Origin of the sequence: Geothrix paludis (assembly GCF_022808815.1) — a bacterium.
GTDB lineage: Bacteria > Acidobacteriota > Holophagae > Holophagales > Holophagaceae > Geothrix > Geothrix paludis.
Genome location: NZ_JAKZLC010000004.1, coordinates 127,321 through 150,957 on the forward strand (window position 1 = coordinate 127,321; position 23,637 = coordinate 150,957).

Annotated in this window: 18 protein-coding genes; 11 read left to right on the forward strand and 7 right to left on the reverse strand. The window is 70.6% G+C overall.

The window, feature by feature from the left end:
* Window positions 1–133: 133 nt before the first annotated feature.
* The 7 genes from MLE64_RS11080 (at window position 134) to nuoE (ending at window position 9,445) form a co-directional block, all read left to right on the forward strand.
* Complete coding sequence (locus tag MLE64_RS11080) at window positions 134–1,006, forward strand: DMT family transporter (RefSeq protein ID WP_243317788.1); 873 nt, start codon at window positions 134–136, stop codon at window positions 1,004–1,006.
* Window positions 1,007–1,103: 97 nt separating this feature from the next.
* Window positions 1,104–2,501, forward strand: a complete 1,398-nt coding sequence (gene hydG, locus MLE64_RS11085; protein WP_243317789.1) for a [FeFe] hydrogenase H-cluster radical SAM maturase HydG — start codon at window positions 1,104–1,106, stop codon at window positions 2,499–2,501.
* Window positions 2,488–3,720, forward strand: coding sequence for a [FeFe] hydrogenase H-cluster maturation GTPase HydF (gene hydF / locus MLE64_RS11090; protein ID WP_243317790.1), 1,233 nt, complete (start codon window positions 2,488–2,490; stop codon window positions 3,718–3,720). Before hydG ends, hydF begins: the two co-directional genes overlap by 14 nt.
* Entirely contained in the window at window positions 3,704–4,804 is a 1,101-nt protein-coding gene (gene hydE, locus MLE64_RS11095; RefSeq protein WP_243317791.1) for a [FeFe] hydrogenase H-cluster radical SAM maturase HydE, read from the forward strand. The genes hydF and hydE overlap by 17 nt, the downstream gene beginning before the upstream one ends.
* 121 nt (window positions 4,805–4,925) lie before the next feature.
* Complete coding sequence (locus MLE64_RS11100) at window positions 4,926–7,121, forward strand: NADH-ubiquinone oxidoreductase-F iron-sulfur binding region domain-containing protein (RefSeq protein WP_243317792.1); 2,196 nt, start codon at window positions 4,926–4,928, stop codon at window positions 7,119–7,121.
* Window positions 7,122–7,130: 9 nt separating this feature from the next.
* Window positions 7,131–8,894, forward strand: coding sequence for an NADH-dependent [FeFe] hydrogenase, group A6 (locus tag MLE64_RS11105; protein WP_243317793.1), 1,764 nt, complete (start codon window positions 7,131–7,133; stop codon window positions 8,892–8,894).
* Window positions 8,891–9,445, forward strand: coding sequence for an NADH-quinone oxidoreductase subunit NuoE (gene nuoE / locus MLE64_RS11110; protein WP_243317794.1), 555 nt, complete (start codon window positions 8,891–8,893; stop codon window positions 9,443–9,445). Before MLE64_RS11105 ends, nuoE begins: the two co-directional genes overlap by 4 nt.
* Before the next feature lie 4 nt (window positions 9,446–9,449).
* Here the strand turns inward: nuoE and MLE64_RS11115 are convergent, their stop codons facing one another.
* Window positions 9,450–10,610 carry an MFS transporter gene (locus MLE64_RS11115; RefSeq protein WP_243317795.1) on the reverse strand — a complete coding sequence of 387 codons (1,161 nt, stop codon included), beginning with the start codon at window positions 10,608–10,610 and terminating at the stop codon, window positions 9,450–9,452.
* Window positions 10,611–10,690: 80 nt separating this feature from the next.
* Between MLE64_RS11115 and MLE64_RS11120 the strand changes: the two genes are divergently transcribed.
* Window positions 10,691–11,365 carry a glycerophosphodiester phosphodiesterase gene (locus MLE64_RS11120; RefSeq protein WP_243317796.1) on the forward strand — a complete coding sequence of 225 codons (675 nt, stop codon included), beginning with the start codon at window positions 10,691–10,693 and terminating at the stop codon, window positions 11,363–11,365.
* 3 nt (window positions 11,366–11,368) lie between these two features.
* On the opposite strand, the gene MLE64_RS11125 is transcribed toward MLE64_RS11120, so the two are convergent.
* From MLE64_RS11125 to MLE64_RS11145, 5 genes are all read right to left on the reverse strand, one after another.
* A complete protein-coding gene (locus MLE64_RS11125) occupies window positions 11,369–13,165 on the reverse strand; it encodes an ATP-binding protein (protein WP_243317797.1) in 1,797 nt (598 codons plus the stop codon).
* 97 nt (window positions 13,166–13,262) lie between these two features.
* Entirely contained in the window at window positions 13,263–14,531 is a 1,269-nt protein-coding gene (thrC, locus tag MLE64_RS11130; protein ID WP_243317798.1) for a threonine synthase, read from the reverse strand.
* On the reverse strand, window positions 14,528–15,541 hold the full coding sequence (locus tag MLE64_RS11135; RefSeq protein ID WP_243317799.1) for a homoserine kinase: 1,014 nt from the start codon (window positions 15,539–15,541) through the stop codon (window positions 14,528–14,530). Before MLE64_RS11135 ends, thrC begins: the two co-directional genes overlap by 4 nt.
* Window positions 15,538–18,021: a bifunctional aspartate kinase/homoserine dehydrogenase I gene (gene thrA / locus MLE64_RS11140; protein WP_243317800.1), complete on the reverse strand. Its 2,484-nt coding sequence runs from the start codon at window positions 18,019–18,021 to the stop codon at window positions 15,538–15,540. The genes MLE64_RS11135 and thrA overlap by 4 nt, the downstream gene beginning before the upstream one ends.
* A gap of 263 nt (window positions 18,022–18,284) precedes the next feature.
* Window positions 18,285–19,559: an NTP/NDP exchange transporter gene (locus MLE64_RS11145; RefSeq protein WP_243317801.1), complete on the reverse strand. Its 1,275-nt coding sequence runs from the start codon at window positions 19,557–19,559 to the stop codon at window positions 18,285–18,287.
* 91 nt (window positions 19,560–19,650) lie between these two features.
* Here MLE64_RS11145 and MLE64_RS11150 point away from each other — a divergent pair, with 91 nt between their 5' ends.
* Window positions 19,651–20,778 carry a twin-arginine translocation signal domain-containing protein gene (locus MLE64_RS11150; RefSeq protein ID WP_243317802.1) on the forward strand — a complete coding sequence of 376 codons (1,128 nt, stop codon included), beginning with the start codon at window positions 19,651–19,653 and terminating at the stop codon, window positions 20,776–20,778.
* A gap of 74 nt (window positions 20,779–20,852) precedes the next feature.
* The gene (locus MLE64_RS11155; protein ID WP_243317803.1) at window positions 20,853–21,419 is read left to right on the forward strand and encodes a hypothetical protein; all 567 of its coding nucleotides are present in this window, start codon (window positions 20,853–20,855) and stop codon (window positions 21,417–21,419) included.
* 16 nt (window positions 21,420–21,435) lie between these two features.
* Here the strand turns inward: MLE64_RS11155 and MLE64_RS11160 are convergent, their stop codons facing one another.
* Complete coding sequence (locus MLE64_RS11160) at window positions 21,436–21,864, reverse strand: CBS domain-containing protein (RefSeq protein WP_243317804.1); 429 nt, start codon at window positions 21,862–21,864, stop codon at window positions 21,436–21,438.
* Window positions 21,865–22,070: 206 nt separating this feature from the next.
* Here MLE64_RS11160 and MLE64_RS11165 point away from each other — a divergent pair, with 206 nt between their 5' ends.
* Entirely contained in the window at window positions 22,071–23,612 is a 1,542-nt protein-coding gene (locus MLE64_RS11165) for an acyl-CoA carboxylase subunit beta (RefSeq protein ID WP_243317805.1), read from the forward strand.
* The last annotated feature ends 25 nt before the right edge of the window (window positions 23,613–23,637 follow it).

Consider the following 23,637-nt stretch of genomic DNA (forward strand, 5'->3'; position numbering starts at 1 on the left):
AAGGGCACGAAGGTGTTGCCCAGGGAAGACCCTACGTGGTCGTTCCCGCGCCCGCAGGGTGTATTCGTGCCCTTCGTGGAGGCCTTTAAGGGCTGGGTTGGGCCACTGGTTCCGGCCATGATCCAATGGGCCCATGACCGGACCTGCTGATCGGACGAAGGGCGCGGCCCTGGTGGCCCTGGCGGCGCTGTTGTGGAGCTCCAGCGGCCTCTTCATCAAGGTGCTGCCCCTGGGGGCGCTGCAGATCGCGTTCGCCCGGAGCCTGGTGGCGGCCCTCACCATCGCCCTGGTGGTGAAGCTCCGGGGCGGGCGGCCCTTCCCCCGACCCGACGCCCTGGCCCTCGCCTGCGCCCTCTCGTACGCCGGGGTGCTGGTCTGCTTCGTGGCCGCCACCAAGCTCACCACCGCGGCGAACGCGATCTTCCTCCAGTTCTCCGCTCCCATCTACCTCGTGTTCCTCGAGCCCTTCCTCGCCGGCCGCCGGGTGGCGGGCCGTGACCTCACGGCGGTGATGGTCTGCGTCGGGGCCATGGCGCTCTTCTTCGTGGGGCGCCTGGAGGCGGGCACCCTATCCGGCAACCTCGTCGGCATGGCCGCGGGCCTCTGCCTGGCCCTCTTCTCCCTCACCCTCAAGCTGCAGCGGGAGCGCCGGCCGGAGGCGGACCCCATCAGCTCCATCATCCTCGGGAACCTCCTGGTGGCGGCCCTCTGCGCCCCGCCAGCCCTGCGGGATTTCCATCCCTCCGCGGTCCACGCGGGCATCCTGCTCTACCTCGGCGTCTTCCAGATCGGCGTGGCCTACCTCTTCTTCAACGCCGGCATGAAGCACCTCAGCGCCACCGCCGCCGTGGTGACCGGCACCCTGGAGGCCGTCCTCAACCCCATCTGGGTGTTCCTGGGCATCGGGGAACGCCCTTCCGGCTGGGCCCTGCTGGGGGGCGCGATGATCCTCGGCACCATCGCCTGGTACAGCCTGCCGCCGAACCGCAAACCGGCCCGGGCCTGATCCGGGGCCCGCCTCCGAGTGGAGGAATCCGGGGGTGGCGCAAAGATGACTTAAGGGTTATCTTCTGCCCCAGGTCTCCCCGGCGGAGGTTCTTTTCATGCGCGGTCCATCCGAAGCCTTCCCCCTGGACGAGGCGTCCCTCCTCGCGGCCCTGGCGAGTGCTCCCGCACCGGACGCCCCGCGCATCCGCGAGCTGCTCGCCAAGGCGCGGGAGCTGAAGGGCCTGGACGAAGCCGACCTCCCGGCCCTCATGGCCCTGGAGGACCCGGAGCTGACGCAGGAGCTCTTCGCCACGGCCCGCTGGGTGAAGGAGCAGATCTACGGCAGCCGCATCGTGCTGTTCGCCCCGCTCTACGTCTCGAACCTCTGCGGGAACGAGTGCCTGTACTGCGCCTTCCGGGCCTCGAATCGCACCCTGCCCCGGCGGGCCCTGGACCAGGCGGAGATCGCCGCCGAAGTGGGCCAGTTGCTGGCCCAGGGCCACAAGCGGGTGCTCCTGGTGGCGGGCGAGGCCTACCCCGACGATGGGCTCGACTACATCCTGAAGGCCATCCGCACCGTGTACGCCACCCGCCACGGGGGCGACGCCATCCGCCGGGTGAACGTCAACATCGCGCCCCTGGAGGTGGCGGACTTCCGTCGCCTGAAGGATGAGGGCATCGGCACCTACCAGCTGTTCCAGGAGACCTACCATCGCGGCACCTACGCCCGGATGCACCCCCGTGGACAGAAGGCCGACTTCGACTGGCGCCTGGGCTGCATGGACCGGGCCATGGAGGGCGGCATCGACGACATGGGCCTCGGCGTCCTCTTCGGCCTCCACGACTGGCGCTTCGAGGTGCTGGCGCTGCTGCGCCACGCCCGGCACCTGGAGGCGCGCTTCGGCTGCGGCCCGCACACCCTCAGCGTGCCGCGCATCGAGCCCGCCGAGGGCTCGGCCACCAGCGCGGCCCCGCCCCACGCCGTCAGCGACGCGGCCTTCCGCAAGATCGTCGCCATCCTGCGCCTGGCCGTGCCCTACACCGGGCTCATCCTCAGCACCCGGGAGCGGCCCGAGATCCGGCGCGAGGCATTGGAGCTGGGCATCAGCCAGATCAGCGCCGGCAGCCGCACCAACCCCGGCGGCTACGAGGAGGACGCTCCCGAAGGCGGAGCCCAGTTCTCCCTCGGCGACCACCGGAGCCTCGACGAGGTGGTCCGGGAGCTGGCCGGGAGCGGCTTCCTCCCGAGCTTCTGCACCGCCTGCTACCGCCTGGGCCGCACGGGCGCGGACTTCATGGACCTGGCCAAGCCCGGCCAGATCAAGGCCCACTGCCTGCCCAACGCCCTCGCCACCCTGCAGGAGTACGCAGCGGACCACGCCAGCCCGGCCACGCGCGAGGCGGCGGAGCGGCTGCTGGCCGCGACCCTCGGGGACCTGGAGGGCCTGCCGCGGCGCCGGGCCGACGGCCTGGTGGACCGCATCCGGAAGGGGGAACGCGATGTGTTCTGCTGAGCTGCCCTCCGCCCCCCGCGGGCTCCGCCTGCACATCGGGCTCTTCGGCCGGCGCAACGTCGGCAAGTCCTCGCTGCTGAACGCACTCACCCGCCAAGAGGTGGCTCTCGTCTCGCCCCAGGCCGGCACCACCACCGACCCGGTGGAGAAGCCCATGGAGCTAGTCCCGCTGGGGCCCGTGCTCTTCGTGGACACGGCGGGGCTGGACGACGAAGGCGACCTGGGCGCCGCCCGCACCGCCCGCTCCCGCGCCGTGCTGGACCGCGTGGACCTGGGCATCCTGGTGGCCGAGCAGGGCGCCTGGGGCCCCTTCGAGCGCGGCCTGCTGGCCGAGCTGCGGGCCCGCGGCATCCCCGCGGTGGTGGCCCTGAACAAGGCCGACCTCGCGCCGGGCGGCGCGCCTCCTGATCCGGACGGGGCCACGGCCGTGGCGGTCTCGGCGGTGACCGGCGAGGGCCTGGAGGCGCTGAGGGCCGCCCTGCTCGTGGCGGCGCCCGGCGATCCCCCGGCCAGCCAGCACCTCATCGCGGACCTGGTGCCCGCGGGCGAGGTGGCGGTGCTCGTCATGCCCATCGACGCCTCGGCCCCCAAGGGGCGGCTGATCCTGCCCCAGGTCATGGCCATCCGCGACCTCCTGGACGGCGCGTGCCTCGCGCTGGTGCTCCAGGCCCGGGAGCTGCCCGTCGCGCTCGCCTGCCTGCGCCGCCCGCCGGCCCTGGTGGTCACCGACTCCCAGGCCTTCCGCGCCGTGGCCGAGGCCGTGCCGGAGACCATCCCCATGACCTCCTTCAGCATCCTCCTGAGCCGCCTCCAGGGGGACCTCCCGGCCCAGGCCCGGGGCGCCCTCGCGCTGGATGCGCTGCGCCCGGGCGATCGGGTGCTGGTGGCCGAGGGCTGCACCCACCATCCCACCGGGGAGGACATCGGCCGCGTGAAGCTGCCCCGCTGGCTGGCGCAGAAGGCGGGCGGCTCCCTGCGCTTCGACACAGTCCAGGGCCGGGACTTCCCCGGCGACCTGTCGCCCTACCGCCTCGTCGTGCACTGCGGGAACTGCATGGGCAACCGTGGGGAGATGCTGTCCCGGATCCGCCGCTGCGACGCTGCGGGCGTCCCCATCACCAACTACGGCCTCGCCATCGCGCACAGCCTCGGCATCCTCGAGCGCGCCCTGCGGCCCTTCCCCGGGATCCTGGAGGCGACCCATGCCTTGCAGCCCTGAGTTCCGCCTCGACCACGCGGGCCTGATGGCCTGGCTCCGGGAGGAGGATCCCCGGGAACTAGAGCGCCTGTGGGCCGAGGCGGACCGGGTCCGCCGCGAGCACGTGGGCGACGCGGTGCACCTCCGCGGCCTCATCGAGGTGTCTAGCCACTGCGTCCGGAGCTGCCTCTACTGCGGGCTCCGGGCCCAGGAGGAGGACCTGGACCGCTACCGGCTGGAGGCGGACGAGATCCTCGCCTGCGCGCGCCAAGCCGCGGTCCTGGGCTACAGCACCGTGGTGCTCCAGGGCGGCGAGGATCCCGGCCTCACGCGGGCCTTCATCGCGGAGGTCGTCCAATCCATCAAGCGCCAGACGCATCTGGCGGTCACCCTGTCCCTCGGAGAACGCGACGACGAGGACCTGCTCGCCTGGCGGGAGGCCGGCGCCGACCGCTACCTGCTCCGCTTCGAGACGGCGGACCGCGCGCTCTACCGGCGGGTCCACCCCAGCCTGCCGGGCCGCCTCAGCGACCGCCTGGGCCAGCTCCACCGCCTGCGGGCCATGGGCTACGAGATCGGCTCCGGCCTGATGATCGGCCTTCCGGGGCAGACCTGGGACACGCTGGCCACTGATCTCCTGCGGTTCCGGGAGCTGGACCTGGACATGATCGGCGTGGGCCCCTTCCTGCCCAGCCCCCGCACGCCCCTCGGCGGCCCCGGCGCTCTGGCCTTCCTCGCACCCCCGGCAGTGCAGGTTCCCAACGACGGGCCCACCACGCTCAAGGCCGTGGCCCTGAGCCGGCTGCTCTGCCCCGACGCGAACATCCCCGGCACCACCGCCCTGGCCACGCTGGACCGCGCCCAGGGACGGGAGCTGGCGCTCCTGCGCGGCGCCAACGTGGTGATGCCCAACGTGACGCCCCCGGCCTTCCGGGCGCGCTATGAGATCTACCCCGGCAAGGCCTGCGTGGGCGAGACGGCGGAGGCCTGCCGGGACGGCCTTGCGGAGCGTCTCCGTGCGCTCGGACGCTCCATCGCCAGGGGACCAGGAGGGCGCCTTAGCACACTCCGTCAAGAAAGGACGTTGTTCGCATCTCATCGTTGACATGAAGGTTGTCAATGGCCAGACTCCCTGCAGCCGGCGCCTCCGCCTTCAGGATTCCCAGCCTGATCCGCCCGCGCCTTTGACATCCGCCCCGGCCCAGCGGCCGGGGGTAGGAGATTCCATGCCGCAGCCCGTGCATGACTTCTATCAGGCCATGGCCGACCGGGTCGGCCGGAGCCTCGCCGACCGGGACGCCGAGCACCAGGTCGTGGTGCAGGTCGGATCCGCCACCTGCGAGCACGCGGCCGGCTCCCAGGCCGTGGCGGACGAGCTGGTCCGCCACATCCGGGCCTCGGGCCGGAAGGACATCCTCCTGCACCGCACCGGCTGCACGGGCCGCTGCTCCCGCGAACCCATCCTCGGCGTCCGGCTCCCCGGGCGGCTCCCGGTGAAGTACGAGCGGGTGAACCGCGACCTGGTCCACCGCATCTTCACCGAGCACATCCAGGGCGGCACCCCCGTGGCGCAGCATGTGCTGGACCACGAGGCCGGGCCGTTGCCGGAGCGCGAGCTGCTGTTCTGTGAGGGTTCCCGCTGCCACGGCTCCGGCCCCGGCCCGCGGGAGCGCTTCGCGGCCATGCTCGCGGAACGCGGCGTCTCCCGGGAGTCCGTCCGGATCGGCGCGGCGAGCTGCTTCGGCGCCTGCGGCCTGGCCTCCGATCATCTGGCCTCCGCCGGCCCGGCCACCTACGTGCTGGCGCGCCCCGAGAAGGTGCTCTACCGGGTGACCGGGGAGGAGGACCTCGCCGCCATCCTCGACGGCCACCTGATCGGCGGACAGGTCGTCGAGCGCCTGCGGGCCCAGGAGGAACCCATCGCCCTGGCCTTCATGGAGCGCTACGGCGACGTGGCCTTCTTCAACCGCCAGAGCCGCGTCGCGCTCCGCAACGCCGGCGTGGTGGACCCGGAGAGCCTCGACGAGTACGTGGACATGGACGGCTTCAAGGCCCTGGCCGACGTGCTCGAGCGCCGCGACCCCGACTGGGTGATCGGGGAGCTGACCAAGGCCCGGCTGCGCGGCCGGGGCGGCGGCGGCTATTCCACCGCCGCCAAGTGGACGATGGCACGGAAGCAGGCCGATGCCACCCGCTTCATCATCTGCAACGGCGACGAGGGCGACCCCGGGGCCTTCATGGACCGCTCCATGCTCGAGAGCGATCCCTTCAACATCGTCGAGGGCATGATCATCGGCGGCTTCGCCATCGGGGCGCAGAGGGGCTTCTTCTACATCCGCGCCGAGTACCCGCTGGCCATCCGGCGCATCCAGCAAGCCATCGAGACCTGCCGCGCCCACGGCCTCCTCGGCCGGAACATCATGGATTCCGGCTGGGACTTCGACCTGGAGATCCGGCTCGGTGCGGGCGCCTTCGTCTGCGGCGAGGAGACCGCCCTCATCCGCTCCATCGAGGGCGAGCGTGGCCAGCCCCGGGTCCGCCCGCCCTACCCCACGGACCGCGGACTCTGGGACCACCCCACCGTCATCAACAACGTGGAGACCTTCGCCAACATCTCGGCCATCCTCCGCTACAGCGGCGACTGGTACGCCCGTCTCGGAACGGAGAAGAGCGGCGGAACCAAGGTCTTCGCCCTGGCCGGGAAGGTGCGCCACACGGGCCTCGTGGAAGTGCCCCTGGGGACGCCCCTCGCGCGGGTGGTGAACGACATCGGGGGCGGCGTCACCGGCGGAAGAGAGCTCAAGGCCATCCAGACCGGCGGCCCCGCCGGCGGGTTCATCCCGGCTTCCATGCAACACATGGAAGTGGACTTCGAGCCCCTGCAGAAGGCCGGCTCCATCATGGGCTCCGGCGGGATGATCGTCCTGAGCGAGGACGACTGCATGGTCGATATCGCCAAGTTCTACATCGCCTTCAGCCAGGACGAGAGCTGCGGCAAGTGCACGCCCTGCCGCGAGGGCACCACGCGCCTCCTGGAGATCCTGGAGCGCATCACCCAGGGCAAGGGGGAGCTCTCGGACCTGGACAAGCTCGAGCGCCTGGCCCGCCTCTGCCAGCGCACCAGCCTCTGCGGTCTTGGCCGCGCCGCGCCGAACCCCGTGCTGTCCAGCCTCAAACATTTCCGCGGGGAGTTCCTGGCCCACATCGTGGACAGGCACTGCCCGGCGAAGAAGTGCGTGGCCCTGATCCACTACGAGATCAACCCGGAGAAGTGCGTCGGGTGCACGATCTGCGCCCGGAACTGCCCCGTGGCGTGCATCGCCGGCACCCGGAAGGAGGCCCACGTCATCGACCAGGCCGCCTGCGTGAAGTGCGGAAACTGCTTCGACGTCTGCAAGTTCGCCGCGGTCGACCGGGTGTAGGAGCGTGCCATGTCCCAGATGATCAACCTCACGATCGACGGCGAGACCATCCTGGTCCCGGCCGGCACCACGGTCATGGACGCGGCGGAGCGGCTCGGCATCCACATCCCGCGCCTCTGCTACCACCCGAACCTCAGCCTCGAAGGCAGCTGCCGCGTCTGCGTGGTGCAGGTGGAGGGCTTCGACCACTGCCTGGCCTCCTGCGCCACCACGGCCTGGGAGGGCATGGAGGTCCAGACCAACAGTCCGGTCATCCGGCAAGCCCGGCGCGACATCGTGGAGCTCCTGCTGGACAATCACCCGAAGGACTGCCAGACCTGCGACCGCGACGGCGTCTGCGAGCTGCAGAACCTGGCCTACCGGCTGGGCGTGCGGGAGCGCCACTTCGAGGGCCGTCGCAAGCAGTTCCCCGTGGACGACAGCGGCGCCTCGGTCGTGCGGAACGCCGAGAAGTGCATCCTCTGCGGCCGCTGCATCCGGGTCTGCGATGAGATCCAGGGCGTGGCCAACCTCAGCCAGCACGGCCGCGGCTTCACCACCGTGGTGGGCCCCGCGAACCTGGCCCCCATGGACGAGAGCGCCTGCATCCAGTGCGGCCAGTGCGTGAGCGTCTGCCCCACAGCCGCCTTCCTGGAGCAGGACCACACCGAGCGGGTCTGGGAGGCCCTGGGCCATCCCCGCACAGAGAAGCACGTGGTGGCCACCACCGCGCCCGCCATCCGCGCCGCCCTGGGCGAGGCCTTCGGCCTTCCGGTCGGAACCCCGGTCACGGGGAAGATGGTGACGGCCCTCCGCCGCATGGGCTTCGATGCCGTCTTCGACGTCAACTTCAGCGCGGACCTCACCGTCATGGAGGAGGCCCACGAGCTGCTGAAGCGGATGGAAGGCGGCGGCCCCCTGCCCCTGCTCACCTCCTGCAGCCCCGGCTGGGTCAGCTTCCTGGAGAAGTTCTACCCCGAGCTGATTCCGCACATGTCGAGCTGCAAGAGCCCGATGCAGATGCAGTCCACCCTCATCAAGAGCTACTACGCCCAGCAGAAGGGCCTCGACCCCCAGAACATCTACGTGGTCTCGGTCATGCCCTGCGTGGCCAAGAAGTTCGAGGCGGCCCGGCCCGAGCACACCCTGGACGGCCGCCCCACCACCGATGCCGTCGTCACCACGCGCGAGCTGGCCCAGATGATCAAATCCTACGGCATCGACTTCACCCGCCTGCCGGACGGCGAGTTCGACCATCCCCTGGGCACCTCCTCCGGAGCCGCCGACATCTTCGGGGCCACGGGCGGCGTCATGGAAGCGGCCCTGCGCACGGCGGCCTTCAAGCTCACGGGCCGGAACCTCGGGAACCTCGAGCTGACGGAGGTGCGCGGCGCCGCTGGCGAGATTCGCGAGGCGTCGGTGACCCTGGCGGGGAGGACCCTCAACGTGGCCGTGGCCAACGGCCTCCAGAACGCCAAGGTCCTGCTGGACGCGGTGAAGCGGGGCGAGAAGGAGTACCACCTCATAGAGATCATGGCCTGCCCTGGCGGCTGCATCTGCGGCGGCGGCCAGCCCTATCCCCCGATCGGCAGCTACACCATGAACCGGGACCTGGCGAAGGGCCGCGCCCGGGCCCTCTACGGCATCGACTCAGGCAAGACCCTCCGCTGCAGCCACGACAATCCCGACGTGCAGAAGCTCTACGAGGCGCTCCTGGACGAGCCCCTCAGCCCAAAGGCGCACTCCCTGCTCCACACGCACTACACCGCCCGCACCCCCCGGGGGATCCGATGACCACCTGCCCGCATTGCCCCACCGACAACTGGCCCGAACTGGAGCGGGGCTACCGCGCCATGCTCCCCGGGGACGTCCTCGCGTTCATCGACGGAAACCGGGATCGCGAGCACAGCGAAAGCCTGCTCATCGCCACGCTCCACATGGTCCAGGACCACTTCGGCCACCTGGGTCCCGGCCACCTCGAGGCCGTGGCCCAGCTCATGCAGATCCCCCTGGCCAAGGTCACAGGCGTGGCCACCTTCTACCACTACTTCCGCCTCCAGCCCCGGGGGAGGTACCTTATCAACGTCTGCCTCGGCACCGCCTGCTACGTGAAGGGCGCGGAGAAAGTGGCCCAGAAGCTCATGGACGAACTGGGCATCCACTTCGGCGAGACCAGCAAGGACGGCGTCTTCAGCCTGGAGAGCACCCGCTGTGTGGGCACCTGCGGCCTGGCGCCGGTGGTGATGATCGGCGAGGAGGTCCACGGCCCGCTCACCCCCGGCCAGGTCCCCGCCCTGCTGGAGACTTACCTCGCCCGCGCCGCCGAGGAGATGGCGAAGGTCTGAAGGGTCACAGCCTTCCCGAGGCCCGCATCTCCACGAACCCGGTGCTCAGCGGCACCAGCAGCACGCCCACCGCCAGGCCCACCACCCCGTGCCATCCCGCCAGGTGGTAGGCGTGGCCGCTGAGGGTGATGCCCGTGGCTCCGCCCAGGTAATAGAAGAGCACGTAGAAGGCGTTGGCCCGCCCCCGGCCGGCAGCGAGCCTCCGGTTCAGGGCCCCGGCCGCCGAGGCATGGATGGTGAAGAAGCCCGCGCAGACCAGGGCCAGGGCGAGGGCCATGGCCCATCCCCGCGGGATGAGCGTCACCGCCAGTCCCGCGCCGAAGACCAGCGATCCCGCCGCCATGGCCGCGCCGTTGCCGATGCGGTTGCTGAGACGGCCCGCCAGCGGCCCCGCCACCACGCCCACGAGGTAGGAGAGGTAGAGCAGGGTCACGGCGCGGGTGGACCAGTGGAAGGGCGCCCCGTGGAGGTAGAAGGGCATGTAGTTGAAGACCGAGGAGAACACGAAGAAGCCGCCGCCGCTCACGCAGTAGAGGCGGAACAGGTCGTGACGGAACAGCACGTCGCGGAAGCGCACGGTCTCCGTGCCATGGGCCGCCCCGCGGTCCTCCCGAGGCAGGCCCGCATGGGCCGCCAGGGTGGCGGCCAGCAGCAGGATCGCCGCCATGAGGAAGGCCCAGCGCCAATGGGCGGGCGGCAGCACGAAGCCTCCCAGCAGGCGGCCCGATAGCCCACCCACCACGGTGGCGGAGACGTACGACCCCATCACCACGTTGAGCCGCTCCGCGGGCATCTCCCGGGCCAGGTAGGCGGCCAGGCAGGTGGTGAGGGCCGGCACGAAGAGCCCCTGGACGAACCGGGCGGCCACGAGCAGGGGCAGCGTCGGCGCCAGGGCCGACGCCACTCCGGCGGCGGCCACCACCAGGCCCCCCGTGAGCAGGATGGGCCGGATGGCCATGCGGTCCGCCAGGGCGCCGAAGGGCAGGTTCGCCAGGGCGATGCCCAGCACCACGGCGGACACGGTGAGCGAGGCCGTGCCCTCGCCCACGCCGAAGGTCTGGCGCAGCACCGGCAGCACCGGCTGGGGGATGTAGACCGTGGTGAACACCGCGCTGACCAGGGCGAAGACCAGCCACTGGAGCCTGGAGAACGGGTCGCGGGACATCCTTTCAGCATAGCTTCCCCGCTCGGCGGACGGCGGGCTTGCGCGGCTCCGCTATGCTGGGTCCGTCCCCTGGAGTCGCCATGGCCGCGCCACGTCCTTCCATCCCCGGCCCCCTCATCCTCGGTCACCGCGGGCTCTCCTCGAAGCACCTGGAGAACTCCATGGAAGCCTTCCGCGCGGCCCTGGCCGCGGGCATGGACGGCTTCGAGCTGGACGTGCAGCCAACCCGCGACGGCGTCTGCGCCATCCTCCACGATGACGACCTGGCACGCACCGCGAACGGCTCGGGAATCCTGCGGAAGATGAGGGCCGCCGAGCTGCCCGCCCTGAAGAACGGCGAGCCCGTGCCCCGCCTGGCGGACGCGCTGGAGCTGCCCGCCAAGCTCATCAACGTGGAGCTGAAGGGCGAACCCGGCTGGCAGCAGGCCCTGGCCACGGTGGAGGCCGCCGAGGTCCTGGACCGCGTGCTCTTCAGCAGCTTCGAGCACAGCGAGGTGCTCCAGCTCTGGGCCGCCTGCGAGACCGCCCGCTGCGGCTTCCTGTGGGAGACGGACGAGGCCCTGGACCTCACGCCCGAGGAGCTGGCCGACCTGCCGGAGGCCCTCTGGCTGCACCCACCCCTCAAGGCCGTGAAGGCCCAGCCCCGCCTCTGGCAGCCCTACGCCGACCGCCTGGCGATCTGGGGCATGAAGACACCGGCCGAGGCCAAGGACCTGCCCTTCACCCCCGCCGTGCTCATCGTGGACGGGCTGTAGCCCTCAACCCGCCCGCTCTGCCCGGGCCAGCGCCTCCCGCACCTTGACCCGGAGCTTCGAGGGCGTGAAGGGTTTCTGGAGGAAGGGCACCTGGGCCTCCAGCACGCCATGGCGCAGGATGGCATCGTCGGTGTAGCCCGACATGAACAGGACCGCCAGGCCCGGATGGTGCACGAGCACCTGCTCGGAGACCTGGCGCCCGTTCATCCCCGGCATGATCACGTCGGTGAGGAGGAGGTGGATGCGGCCCGCGCCCTGGGCGTGCTGGGCGCACAGGGCCAGGGCCTCGTCCCCGTTCCGCGCCTCGAGGACCGTGTAGCCCGCCTGTCGCAGCACACTCCCCGCCACCTCGCGCACCTGGTCCTCGTCCTCGACCAGCAGGATGGTCTCGCTGCCACCCTCATCAACCGGCAGGGCGGAGGCCCCGGGGGCGTCCGGGCAGTCCTTCTCGCGGATCTCCGGGAAGTAGATCTTGAAGGTCGAACCCACGCCGACCTCGCTGTAGAGCCAGATGTGCCCGCGGCTCTGCTTCACGATCCCGAAGACCGTGGCGAGGCCGAGGCCCGTCCCCTTCCCCCGCGCCTTCGTGGTGAAGAAGGGCTCGAAGATGCGCGCCTGCGTGGCCTTGTCCATGCCCAGCCCCGTGTCGCTGACGGCCACCATGACATGGGGCCCCGGGGCCACGCCCAGATGCTCGGCGGCGTAGGCCCCATCGAGATCGGCGTTGGCCGTCTCCAGGGTGAGCGTCCCGCCTTCCGGCATGGCGTCCCGCGCATTGATGGCCAGGTTCAGGATCACCTGCTCGACCTGGCTGGGGTCCGCGAACACCTTCATCAGGCTTTCCGGGCAGCGGATCTTGATCTCGATGTGCTCGCCCAGGAGCCGCCTGAGGATCGGGCTGATGCCCTGCAACACCCCGTTGAGGTCCAAGGCCTGGGGAGCCAGGATCTGCTGGCGGCTGAAGGTGAGGAGCTGCCGGGTCAGGCTGGCCGCCCGCTCGGAGGCCTGCCGGATCGCCTGCAGGTGGGCGTTCCCCGGGTGGCCCATCTCCAGCACCTCGGACGCGCCGAAGATCACGGTCAACAGGTTGTTGAAGTCGTGGGCAATGCCGCCGGCCAGGCGGCCGACCGCCTCCATCTTCTGGGCCTGGCGGAGCTGCTCCTCGCTGCGCAGCAGCGCCTCGTTCGCCTGCTGGAGCTCCGCCGTGCGCGCCTCCACCCGAGCCTCGAGGTGGACCTGGAGGTCCCGCAGCTGCCGGTTCGCCTCCTGGATCTCCTGGGCCCGCTGGAAGATCTCCGCCTCCACCTGGGAGGCCCGGTCCCTCAGTTCATCCGCCAGATGGCCCTGGGCGCGATGGGCCTCCTTGAGCCGGACGAACTCCGTCACGTCCTCCACCCGGTGGAGGATGAACCGCACCTCGCCGGCCGGGGACAGGACCGGGGCGTTCAGCGGGCTCCAGTAGCGCCGCTCGAACCCTCCTCCTTCGGAGGACGGTCGCTGGATGTCGTACTTCTGCACGGCCATCGCGTCGGGCCGTTTGAGGGAGAGGACCCGGTGGAGCGACTCGCGGAGGTTGGCCACGCCGGTGGCGGCCGGATCATCCGGATTGTCCGGGAACACCTCGAAGATGCCCCGGCCGAGGATGTCCTCCCGTTGGGTCAGGGAGGCCGAGAGGTAGGCGTCGCTGACGCCCACGATCACCAGGCCGGGGTCCAGGACCAGGTACAGCCCCGGCAACGATTGGAAGAGGAGCCTGAAATCAGGCTCCGGAGGGCCTGGTCTGGCGTCCGCAAGCGGCATGTCGCGACCTCCCGCATCCTCCGCGGTGTGCGCCAGTATAGTCAGCGCCTCATCACGACTTCCACCCTTGGGGGAGGTCCGCCGGGAAAGGAATCCCTCACAGCAACCGCCGCTTGAGCGCCGCCTGGTCCGCCGCCAGGGGCTCGCAGAGCAGGGGCTTGTCCAGCAGGTCGCTGAGGGACTTGGGCAGCGGGATCTCCCGGCCCAGGGTGGGCTCCAGGGACTCGCGGAACTTCGCCGGGTGTGCGGTGGCGAGGAAGACGCCCTGCTCGCCTTCGCGCAGCTGGTTCTGCAGGACGCCGCAGGCCACGGCTCCGTGGGGATCCGCCAGGTAGCCGTCGCGGTCGAGGTCGAGCACGGTCTGCCGCGTCTCTTCGTCCGTGCGGCTGCCCCAGCGCAGGGCCGTGGCCATGGCGCCGTGGTCGCCCCGGAACAGCGCGTGGATGCGCTCCCAGTTGCTGGGCGCGCCCACGTCCATGGCGTTGGAGAGCGTGGCCACGGAGGGCCGGGGGCGGTACTCGCCCGTGTCCAGGTAGTCCGGCACCACGCGGTTGGCGTTCGTGGCCACCACGAAGCGGGCGATGGGCGCGCCCGTGGCCTGGGCCAGCAGGCCCGCGTAGAGGTTGCCGAAGTTGCCGCTGGGCACGGCCACCACCAGCGGGGCGCCGCGTTCCGCCTGGGCCGCAGCCTCGTAGTAGTACAGCAGCTGCGCCAGGAGGCGGGCGATGTTGATGCTGTTGGCCGATGTCAGCCCTAGGCCGCCGACGAGGTCAGGGTCCTCGAAGGCCCCCTTCACCAGCCGCTGGCAGTCGTCGAAGGCGCCCTCCACCGCCAGGGCCAGCACGTTGGCGCCGCAGGTGGCGAACTGGCGCTCCTGCAGGGGCGACACGCGGCCCGCGGGATAGAGCACCACGGCCCGGACGCCCGGCACCCCAAGAAAGGCGCTGGCCACGGCCGCGCCCGTGTCGCCGGAGGTGGCCGTGAGCACGGTGCGCGGCTTCGCGGCGGCATCCAAGGCCAGCACCCGGGCCAGGAAGCGGGCGCCGAAGTCCTTGAAGGCCAGGGTGGGCCCGTGGAAGAGCTCCAGGGCCGAGAGGCCGGGCCGCACGGGCACCAGGGGCGCGGGGAAGGTGAAGGCGGCGCGGGCCATGCCCTCCACCTCGGGGCGGGACAGTTCGTCGCTCAGGAGGCGGTGGAGGGTCTCTGCGGATCGCGTCTGGAAATCCAGCTTCAGCAGATCCACCGCGTCGGCGAAGCGGGGGATCTCGACCGGGGCGAAGAGGCCACCGTCCGGGGCCAGGCCCTGGTGGGCGGCCTCCAGGAACGTGGCCTGGATGGCAGGATTGCGAGTGCTGGCGAGCTTCATGGCTGGGCCTCGAGGAAGAGGGGGCGGGGCACGGGCGAGAGGAGTCGGGCGCCCTCCAGATCCAGGGCGCAGATCCAGGTCCGGCTGGCGAGGCCGGCCTGCGCGAAGCCGTGCTGGAGGGCCACCGCCACGGCGCCGGCGTCCGTCTCGTCGCCGGCCACGGCGAAGATCGACGGACCGGATCCCGACAGGGTGCAGCCCATGGCCCCGGCAGCCAGGGCCCCGTCCTGGGCGGCGCGGAAGCCCGGCACCAGGGGGGCGCGGTGGGCCTCCACCAGGGGATCGCGCAGGCAGCGCACCAGGAGGGCCCGATCGCCGGTGTGCAGGGCATGCACGAAGCCCGCGAGGTTGCCGGCGAAGTCCACCGTATCCACCCAGGCCGGGCGCGCCGGCAGGGCCGCCCGGCTTTGGGCCGTGGGCAGCTGGAACTCCGGGTGGGCCACCACCAGGAGCAGGTCCGGGGGCCAGGGCAGGCGACGGGCCGCGGGCTTCCCGTCCCGGCCAGGAACGGTCAGCTGGAGGCCGCCCAGCAGGGAGGGGGCCACGTTGTCCAGGTGGATGCCGCCGCTGGTCGAGCCCTCGGCCCGCCCCGCCAGCTCCAGCAGCTCGGGCACGCCGAGGGGATCGCCACAGAGGGCCTGGAGGGCCGCCAGGGTGGCCACGATGGAGCTGGCGCTGGAGCCCAGGCCGCTGGCCACGGGGAGGCGCTTCTCCAGGCGCAGGGCGAAGGGGCCGGCCGGGCGGCCCTGAGCCTTGAGCGCGTCCTGGTAGAGGCCCGCGGCGCGCAGCACGAGGTTGGGACGCGTGTCCCCGGCCAGAGCCGCCGCGAAGGGGCCCTCCAGATGGAAGGAGGCCTCCGCCGCCGGGGCCGCATGCACGAGGTCGCCCAGGAGGCTGCCATCCAGGGGGGCCAAGGCCCCGCCCAGCAGGTCGAAGCCCGCGGCGAAGTTGCCGATGCTGGCCGGGGCATAGGCCGTCACGCCGTTCGAACCAAAGCCGGGCTCCGTCATGAGGACCTCCGCCGCGAGGGCCGGGCGCCGCCGGGCACCAGGCGCAGCACGTCCGCCAGCACACCCGCGGCCGTCACCTCCGCGCCCGCACCATAGCCGCGGATGACCATGGGATGCGGCTGGTAGCGCTCGGTGAGCAGGGCCAGGGCGTTCTCGCCGCCCTTGATGGCCATGAAGGGATGCTCCCCATCCACGGGCAGCAGCCCCACGCGACAGCCGCTGTCCGAAAGACTGCCCACGTAGCGCAGGGTCTTTCCCTCGGCTTTCAGGGCCGCCAGGCGCTCGCGGAAGGGCGCGTCCAGCTCCGGTAGCCGCGCCATGAAGGTGGGGATGTCGCCGCTGGCGTCGAAGGACGCGGGCAGCAGGCCCTCCACCTGGACATCGGCCAGCTCCAGCTCCATGCCCAGCTCCCGGGCCAGGATGAGGAGCTTGCGGGCCACGTCCATGCCGCTGAGGTCGTCCCGGGGATCGGGCTCGGTGAAGCCGCTCTCCTTGGCGGACCGCACGGCCTCCGACAGGGGCACGCCGTCCCCCAGCAGACCCAGGATGTACGACATGGACCCGGAGAGGATGCCCTCGGCGCGCAGTACGCGGTCGCCGGTGAGCACCAGGTTCTTCACGGTGTCGATGATGGGCAGGCCCGCGCCCACGTTGGCCTCGTAGAGGAAGCGCAGGCCGCGCCGCGACGAGCGCTCCCGCAGCTCGCGGTAGAAGGCCTGGGAGGCGCTGTTGGCCTTCTTGTTGGCGGTGACCACGTGGAAGCCCGCGTCGAAGAGCTCCGGATAGCGGCCCGCCAGCTCGCCGCTGGTGGTGCAGTCCACCAGCACGGAGAGGGCCGGCGGGCCGTTGCGTACCACCGCCATCAGGCGGTCCAGGTCCATGGGCTCGCCCTGGGCCAGGTCCTCGCGCCAGTGGTCCAGGTCCAGGCCCTTGGCGTCCAGGCGCATGCGGCGGCTGGTGGCGATGGTGGTCACCCGCAGGTCCAGGCCCTGCGCAGCCAGCTTGGCCTGCTGCCGCTGGATCTGGCCCAGGAGGCTGCCGCCCACGTTGCCGGCCCCCAGCAGGTGCACGTCCACCACCACCTGGGTCCGGAAGAAGCGGCGGTGGATGTGTGGCAGGGCGCGGGCGCCCTCGGCCTCCTCCACCACGGCGGAGATGATGCGCTCGCTGGCCCCCTGGGCGATGGCCACCACGTTGCAGCCCACCTCCGCCAGCGCGTCGAAGAAGGTGCCCGCCACGCCGGCCCGGGTGCGCATGCCGTCGCCCACGATGCTGAGGACGGAGAGGCCGTCACGCAGGTCCAGGGGATCCAGGAAGCCCGCCGCCAGCTCCGCGGGGAAGGCCTCCTGGATGGCGGCCACGGCGCCAGGCCCGTCCGCCTGGCGCACGGCGAAGCAGATGGACAGCTCGGACGAGCTCTGGGTGATGAGCACCACGGAGATGCCCTTGCGCGCCAGGGCGCCGAACACGCGGCCCGCGATGCCGGGCACGCCCAGCATGCCCGGGCCCGTGAGGTTTACCACCGACAGCCCCCGCAGGAAGGAGATGCCCCGCACGCCGCTGGGGGGCGGCGGCACGGCCTCGCGGATCACGGTGCCGGGGTGGGCGGGATCGAAGCTGCTGCATACCCGCACGGGGATGCCCCGCTCCCGCACGGGGGGGATGGTCTTGGGATGGAGCACCTTGGCGCCGAAGAAGGAGAGCTCCATGGCCTCCTCGAAGCTGGCCTCCGGCAGGGGGAAGGCCTCGGGCACCAGCCTGGGATCGGCGCTGTAGAGGCCCACTACGTCGGTCCAGATCTCCAGCAGGTCCGCCTCCAGGGCCGCGGCGGCGAGCGCCGCGCTGTGATCGGAACCGCCCCGGCCCAGGGACAGGATGCGCCCCTGCTCGTCGCCGCCGAAGAAGCCCGGCAGCACCCACAGGCCGCCCTCCCCCGCCTTCACCGCGGCGAAGCGGGCCCCGGTCTCCGCCAGGCAGGGCCGGGCCTGGAGGGGGTCGCCCTCCACACGGACGTATTCCACCGGATCCAGGTAGCGGGGCTCCAGCCCCCGGGCCCTCAGCAGGGCCACGAGGATGGCGCAGGAAGCCCGCTCACCCAGGCTGGAGACCTGCGCCCGCACCGAAGGCGGCCCCTCCTCCAGCAGGGCCATGCCGTGGAGCAGGCGGCGGCCCAGTGTCTCCAGCTCGTCCAGCTCCGCGCGGAGGCTTGCCGCGCCCGGCCCCAGCTCCCCCGCCAGGGCTTCCACCACCTCGGCGTGGAGGGCCCGGAAGGTGTCCATGAGGCGGTCCGCCGCGGCGGGGTCCGGCACGCGTCCGTCGTTCACCAGCAGGTTCGTCACCCCGGCCATGGCGGAGGCCACGACGCAGACGCGGTGGGTGGTCCGGGCGGCGCCCACCAGGTCCGCCACGGTGCGGAGCCGCGCGGCGCCGGCGACGCTGGTGCCGCCGAATTTCATGACGCGGATGGGAGTGGGCTGCATGGGGGGCTCCGTCGGATCAAAACAGTCGGATCAAAACAGAAAGCCCCGCGGGGTGCGCGGGGCCGAATCTGAAGGAAGGGTCAGGTCAGGCGCCGCGGTGGTCCGGGTGCGTAATGGTACCGTTGGTGGTGGTCATAAAGCTGGACATGCCGGTGCCCATCGCGCCCAGGCGCGCGGCGCCCATCGCGGAGATCCGCGAGGCACTCAGGAGCTGTTCAGACACTCGAACCATGTCCGACATCATCCGGGAAGATGGTGGAAAGTCAATCAAATTGCTTCACACGACGGCCCAGGGCCACGCTGCTGCCCAGCCACAATCCTGAGCAGCCCACCGCGGCCAGGCCCACGGGGATGGCCAGGGCCGCGAAGGCCGTGGGGGCCCAGACCCCCAGCAGGTCGCCGCCGCGGTAGATGAAGGTGTCGATGAAGGGCTTCGACTTGTAGCGCTCCTCGGGGCCCAGCGGGATGTAGAGGATCTCCCGGGCCGGGCGGTCCACAGCGTAGTGGAGGCCCCGGCGCAGCACCTGGAACAGGGCCATGACGCCGAAGGTGGGCCAGGCCCACAGGGCGCCGAAACCCGCCAGGCTCAGCACCGGCAGGATGGACAGCACCACCGGGACGCCCAGGGCCGTGATGAGGCGGCCCGTGAAGAACACCTGGGTGACCAGGGTGAGGACGTTCACCCAGAGGTCGATGCGGGCGAAGGCCGCCGTGCGCGCCGCCGTGCCGTGGAAGGTGCGCTCGACGATGGCGCCCTGCTGCAGGTAGAGGAAGGTGCTGGTGATGGTGAAGAGCAGGATGTAGGCGCAGATGAGCTGGAGGTAGCGGGAGGTGGCGATGAGGCGCAGGCCCGCCAGCAGGCCCGGCCCCGGTTCCCGCGCTCCGTGGGCCACGTCGCCCAGGGCGAAGATCGCCGCCAGGCGCTTCACGCACTGCACGGCCAGTTCCAGCGTCAGCGCGGAGAGCAGCAGGAGGGAGAGAGGATCCACCTTCACCTGGAGGCCGCCCAGGGCGGCCCCCTTCGTGAGGGCCCCCGTCACCGCCGCGCCGGCGATGGCCCCCAGGCTCCCGCCCATGGCGATGAACCCGAAGAGCCGCTTGCCCTGGGGCTCGGACCACACGTCGGACATGAGGCCCCAGAACACGGACACCACGAAGAGGTTGAAGACGCTGAGCCAGATGTAGAAGGCGTAGCCCAGCGCCGCGCCGCCGTGGCCCGGCAGCAGGCGGAAGGCCAGGAAGAAGGCCACCATGTTCAAGGCGAAGAAGCGGTAGGCCCAGGGGATGAAGCGCCGCCGCGGCAGCTTCGACACCAGGGCGGCGAAGGCCGGGTTCGCCAGGGCCATGGCCAGCAGGGTGCCCGTCATGAGCCAGGGCAGCTTGTCCGCGCCCCGGGCGATGCCCATGGCCTCGCGCACGGGCCGCAGCAGGTAGTAGCCGAAGAGCAGCAGGAAGAAGTACAGGGCGGACCAGGCCAGGGCCGGGGCCTCGCCCTCCTCCAGCATCACGAGGCGACGGAGCAGGCGGGCGGGCGTCATGGGACTCCGGAAAAGATGTTGCGGATGCGAATGGGAGGAGTATATATCGATTCACGATGCATCAGCCCCAACCCGATCGCCGGAGGTTCCTATGACCGTCTCCCGCCGCGAGTTCCTCCAGTGGTCAGCCGCCGCCTCGGCCCTGGCGGCCACGGGATGCCGCCTGTCCACCACGCCCGCCAAGGCCGCGCCCAAGCGCATCCTCATTCTCGGCGGCACGGGCTTCCTGGGCCCCGCCACCATCGAGATCGCCCAGAGCCGCGGTCACCACGTGACCATGTTCAACCGCGGGAAGACGCGCCCCGACCTCTTCCCCGGTGTGGAGAAGCTGCACGGCGATCGCGACCCGAAGAAGGGCGAGGGCCTGAAGGCCCTGGAGACGGGCACCTGGGACGCCGTCATCGACAACAGTGCCTACTACCCGCGCATGGTGGCCGCCTCCGCCGGCATGCTGGCGCCTCGCGTGAAGCAGTACCTGATCATCTCCAGCATCAGCGCCTACAAGGAACCCAACCCCGAGAACGGCACCGAGGACGCGCCCCTGGCGACCCTGGCCGATCCCGCCGTCGAGGAGATGGGGAAGGAATACCAGAACTACGGCGGCCTCAAGGCCCTCTGCGAGCAGGCGGCCCAGAAGGCCCTGCCCGGCCGCACGGCGGTGATCCGGCCCGGCTACATCGTGGGCCCCGATGATCCCTCGGGCCGCTTCACCTACTGGCCCGTGCGCTTCGACAGGGGCGGCGAGCTCGCCGTGCCCGGCGGCGCGTCCGATCCGGTGCAGATCATCGATGTCCGCGACCTGGCGGCCTGGCTGGTGCATCTGGTGGAGCAGGGCACCGTGGGCACCTTCAATGCCTGCGGCCCCGACAAGCGCCTGGCCTGGGGCAGCCTCGTGGAAGCCTTCCAGAAGGCCGGGAACGCGAACGCCAAGCCGGTCTGGATTCCCACGGAGTTCATGGCCAAGCAGAAGGACATCGAGTTCCCCATCTGGGCCCCCTACGCGGGCGAGACCAAGGGCTTCCACACCTGGCGCAACGACCGCGCCGTGAAGGCCGGCCTGCGCTTCCGCCCCGCCCTCGAGACCGTGAAGGACACCCTGGCCTGGTACAAGACGCAGGAGAAGGTGGAGAAGGGCCGCACCAAGCTCGCCGGCCCCAGTGCCGAAGCCGAGGCCAAGCTCATCGCAGCCTGGCGTGCGGCATCCAAGCTCAAGGGCTGACCGGATCCGCCCCTCCGTGGATGCAGGCCCCATGCGACAATGGCCTCCATCCACGGCGAGCGACAAGGATCCCCATGACCTCCCAGCCCGATAAAGCGCCCAAGAAGGACAAGCCGAAGAAGCAGACGCCGGAGCAGCGCCAGGAGCTCATGCGCTACAACCGCATGATGTACGGCCCCACGGCGAAGGAGATGAAGCCCGCCGCGAAGAAGGTCAACTTCGGGGCGGCCTACCTGGATCACCCGAAGTTCCAGAGCCTGATGACCGCCTTCAAGCGGGGCACGGCCTTCAAGTTCGAGGTCACGGACAAGGGCAAGACCTACACCATCGCCACGGATGGGACGGACATCCTGTTCAACGGGAAGACCATCTTCTATTCCCGCCCCATGAACAAGTACGAGGACCACCTGCTCCTCGACCGCGTCTCCATGACCCAGTACCAGACGACGGATGCGCTCATCCACCTGGCCTTCGCCGTGCTGCGCAGCCTTCCGGAGCTCGCCGGGCATTCGCTGGTGTACATGGAGCATCAGTTCTACTACGGCGCGGAGCCCCTGGAGGACGGCGTGGCCCAGCAGGGACCCAACCTCCTGCTCGGTTCCTATCGGCACAGCAAGGTCCAGGAAAAGACCCGGGGCTAGGCACAGGCCGGACGGGTCAGTTCTGGATGTAGTGCACCAGCTGCTCGATGGTGAACTGCTGGTCGGAGATGGTCTCCTTCACCAGGTCGCCGATGGAGAGGATGCCCAGCACCTCGTTGTGCTCCGAAAGGACCGGCAGGTGGCGGATGTGCTTGCCCGTCATGAGGGCCATGCACTCCTCCACGGTCTCGCCCAGGGTCACGCAGCTCACCCGCTCGCTCATGATCTCTCGCACGAGGGTGTCCTTCGAGGACTTGCCCTTGAGGATGATCTTCCGCGCGTAGTCCCGCTCCGAGAAGATCCCCACCAGGCGGCCCCCCTCCAGCACCAGCAGGGCGCCGATGTCGTGCTGGGCCAGCAGGGTCAGCGCCGTGAACACCGTGTCGTCGGGGCCTACCGAAACCAAGGGCTTCTTGCCTTGGATCAACTGGGCGAGTGGTCGCATGCGTGCCTCCCCGGCGCCGGGCTGGATGGAATGGATGGCCCTGACTATACGGCCAAGGGCGGCCCAGTGGGACCCTCCGGTTCCGGGAATTCGTGATCCATGGCGTGGATTTCCCCGGGGCAACGCATTTATGATGCATGGGTCAGCTTTTTGAAAGCCTGCCCGGACCTGCGCTCAGGGCCGCGGAATGCCTCGAAGGATCGCCCATGTCCCTGCCCAGGAAACTCAAGGATCACGCCGCCCGCCAAGCCGAAGCCACGGAGCCCCACCCGGAGGCGGCCCGGAAGCAGGTTGCCCAGGGCAAGCTCCTGGCGCGGGAGCGCATCACGGCCATCCTCGATCCCGATTCCTTCCACGAGTACGACCTCTTCGTGGAGCACAAGTGCTCCGACTTCGGCATGGCGAAGAAGCAGCTGCCCGGGGACGGCGTCATCACCGGAACGGGCACCATCGCGGGCCACCCGGTGGCCATCTACGCCCAGGACTTCACCGTGGCCGGGGGCAGCCTGGGCCTGGCCCACGCCCGCAAGATCACCAAGATCATGGACCATGCCATCAAGCTGGGCATCCCGCTGATCGGCATCAACGATTCCGGCGGGGCCCGCATCCAGGAGGGGGTGAACTCCCTGGCGGGCTACGGCGAGATCTTCTACCGCAACACCCTGGCCTCGGGGGTCATCCCCCAGATCTCCATCATCCTGGGCCCCTGCGCGGGCGGGGCGGTGTATTCCCCGGCCCTCACGGACTTCGTCTTCGTGGTGGACAAGATCTCCAAGATGTTCATCACCGGGCCCGAGGTCATCAAGACCGTGCTGGGCGAGGAGATCTCCATGGAGGACCTGGGCGGCGCCCGAGTGCAGTCCGAGATCTCGGGCAACGCCCATTTCTATGCCGAAAGCGAGGCCACCTGCTTCGAGCAGGTGAAGCGCCTCGTCACCTTCATCCCCTGGAACAACCGCAAGAAGGCCGATCCCTTCAACACCAGCCCCTCCCGCACCGAGGAGGACCTCGAGCGCATCATCCCCTCCGAGGCCCACCGGCCCTACGATGTGCGCGACGTCCTGCGGGCCGTCTGCGACGGCTCGGACTTCATGGAGGTCCAGGCCCTCTGGGCCGCCAACATCGTGGTGGGCTTCGCCCGCATGAACGGCCGCACCGTGGGCATGGTGGCCAACCAGCCCGCCGTGCTGGCCGGCGTCCTCGATGTGGACAGCTCGGACAAGGCCGCGCGGTTCATCCGCTTCTGCGACGCCTTCAACATCCCCCTGGTGACCTTCGTGGACCTGCCGGGCTACCTGCCGGGCGTGGATCAGGAACATGCGGGCGTCATCCGCCACGGCGCCAAGCTGCTCTACGCCTACAGCGAGGCCACGGTTCCCAAGATCACGGTCATCCTGCGCAAGGCCTACGGCGGCGGCTACATCGCCATGTGCTCCCGCCACCTGGGCGCCGACTTCGTCTTCGCCTGGCCCTGCGCGGAGATCGCCGTCATGGGCCCCGAGGGCGCCGCCAACATCATCTTCAAGGGCGAGATCGCTGCCGCCGCCGATCCCGAGGCCTTCCGGAAGCAGAAGGTCCAGGAATACACCGAGAAGTTCGCCAGCCCCTACGTCGCCGCGGCCAATGGCCACGTGGATGCGGTCATCGCCCCCCGGCAGACCCGCGACTTCCTGCTCCACGCGCTGGAGATCTCCGAGCAGAAGGCCGAGCCCCGGCCCGCCCGGAAGCACGGCGTGCCGCCCTTCTGATGCGGCGCTCCGACCTCCCATCGAT

Coding starts and splice junctions, on each gene's coding strand:
- MLE64_RS11145 (WP_243317801.1), bottom strand. CDS start 19,559: ATGACGCCCGCCCGCCTGCTCCGTCGCCTCGTGATGCTGGAGGAGGGC.
- MLE64_RS11165 (WP_243317805.1), top strand. CDS start 22,071: ATGTCCCTGCCCAGGAAACTCAAGGATCACGCCGCCCGCCAAGCCGAA.
- MLE64_RS11125 (WP_243317797.1), bottom strand. CDS start 13,165: ATGCCGCTTGCGGACGCCAGACCAGGCCCTCCGGAGCCTGATTTCAGG.
- thrC (WP_243317798.1), bottom strand. CDS start 14,531: ATGAAGCTCGCCAGCACTCGCAATCCTGCCATCCAGGCCACGTTCCTG.
- MLE64_RS11100 (WP_243317792.1), top strand. CDS start 4,926: ATGCCGCAGCCCGTGCATGACTTCTATCAGGCCATGGCCGACCGGGTC.
- MLE64_RS11120 (WP_243317796.1), top strand. CDS start 10,691: ATGGCCGCGCCACGTCCTTCCATCCCCGGCCCCCTCATCCTCGGTCAC.
- MLE64_RS11115 (WP_243317795.1), bottom strand. CDS start 10,610: ATGTCCCGCGACCCGTTCTCCAGGCTCCAGTGGCTGGTCTTCGCCCTG.
- MLE64_RS11080 (WP_243317788.1), top strand. CDS start 134: ATGACCGGACCTGCTGATCGGACGAAGGGCGCGGCCCTGGTGGCCCTG.
- MLE64_RS11150 (WP_243317802.1), top strand. CDS start 19,651: ATGACCGTCTCCCGCCGCGAGTTCCTCCAGTGGTCAGCCGCCGCCTCG.
- hydG (WP_243317789.1), top strand. CDS start 1,104: ATGCGCGGTCCATCCGAAGCCTTCCCCCTGGACGAGGCGTCCCTCCTC.
- MLE64_RS11135 (WP_243317799.1), bottom strand. CDS start 15,541: ATGACGGAGCCCGGCTTTGGTTCGAACGGCGTGACGGCCTATGCCCCG.
- nuoE (WP_243317794.1), top strand. CDS start 8,891: ATGACCACCTGCCCGCATTGCCCCACCGACAACTGGCCCGAACTGGAG.
- MLE64_RS11155 (WP_243317803.1), top strand. CDS start 20,853: ATGACCTCCCAGCCCGATAAAGCGCCCAAGAAGGACAAGCCGAAGAAG.
- MLE64_RS11105 (WP_243317793.1), top strand. CDS start 7,131: ATGTCCCAGATGATCAACCTCACGATCGACGGCGAGACCATCCTGGTC.
- thrA (WP_243317800.1), bottom strand. CDS start 18,021: ATGCAGCCCACTCCCATCCGCGTCATGAAATTCGGCGGCACCAGCGTC.
- MLE64_RS11160 (WP_243317804.1), bottom strand. CDS start 21,864: ATGCGACCACTCGCCCAGTTGATCCAAGGCAAGAAGCCCTTGGTTTCG.
- hydE (WP_243317791.1), top strand. CDS start 3,704: ATGCCTTGCAGCCCTGAGTTCCGCCTCGACCACGCGGGCCTGATGGCC.
- hydF (WP_243317790.1), top strand. CDS start 2,488: ATGTGTTCTGCTGAGCTGCCCTCCGCCCCCCGCGGGCTCCGCCTGCAC.